2 protein-coding genes are annotated in these 782 nt (G+C 45.1%); one reads left to right on the forward strand and one right to left on the reverse strand.

The window, feature by feature from the left end; all coding sequences use genetic code 11:
* Positions 1–122, reverse strand: a 122-nt coding sequence (locus R7Z50_RS26615) for a S4 domain-containing protein (protein WP_318149629.1), incomplete at its 3' end; no start/stop codon positions are given.
* 121 nt (positions 123–243) lie between these two features.
* On the opposite strand from R7Z50_RS26615, the gene R7Z50_RS26620 reads away from it, so the two are divergent.
* A partial coding sequence (locus R7Z50_RS26620) for a DEAD/DEAH box helicase (RefSeq protein WP_318149628.1) occupies positions 244–782 on the forward strand: 539 nt, incomplete at its 3' end.

A 782-nucleotide genomic window follows, 5' to 3' on the forward strand; every position in this document is an offset into this window, starting at 1 on the left:
ACTTTGAATGAACCACTTTTTTGTACTTCGCCATCGACGAGCACTTCGCCACTTTTGATGATCTTTGTTGCCTGCTTGCGAGTCGCACCCAGAGCATCACACAAATACTTATCTAAACGCATGAATACCTCATTGAATTATACCCAAGTGATCTCCGAATTACGGTTCAAAGGTCACTTGGGTATAAAAGTCAGGTATTATAGCCTTCCTAGTTCGAATAGTTGAGCAATTTCACATATTTTCATGTACACACTTCGCCCATATCAAGCTGACTCTGTTAAAGCCGTTATTCATTACTTTCGCAAACATTCCACCCCCGCAGTGATCGTACTACCAACTGGTGCTGGGAAAAGCTTAGTTATTGCAGAACTAGCACGCCTTGCCAAAGGGCGTGTGTTGGTTTTGGCCCACGTAAAAGAACTGGTGGAACAAAACCACGCGAAATATGAAGGCTACGGTTTGAAAGGCGCCATATTTTCGGCAGGATTAGGAAGAAAGGAAACCGACCAACAAGTGGTGTTTGCCTCGGTGCAATCGGTAGTGCGCAATTTGGACTCATTCAAAAACCAGTTCTCACTTCTGGTTATCGATGAATGTCACCGTGTGCCAGACGATAAAAACAGCAGCTATCAAAAAGTGATTACGCACCTTCGAGAGCTCAACCCTGGCATCAAAGTTTTGGGCTTAACGGCAACACCGTATCGTTTAGGTATGGGATGGATTTATCAATACCACACCCGAGGTCAAGTACGCACCGAAGAGTCGCGCTTTTTCCGCGACTG

It is taken from the genome of Vibrio sp. 1249-1, from assembly GCF_033340495.1.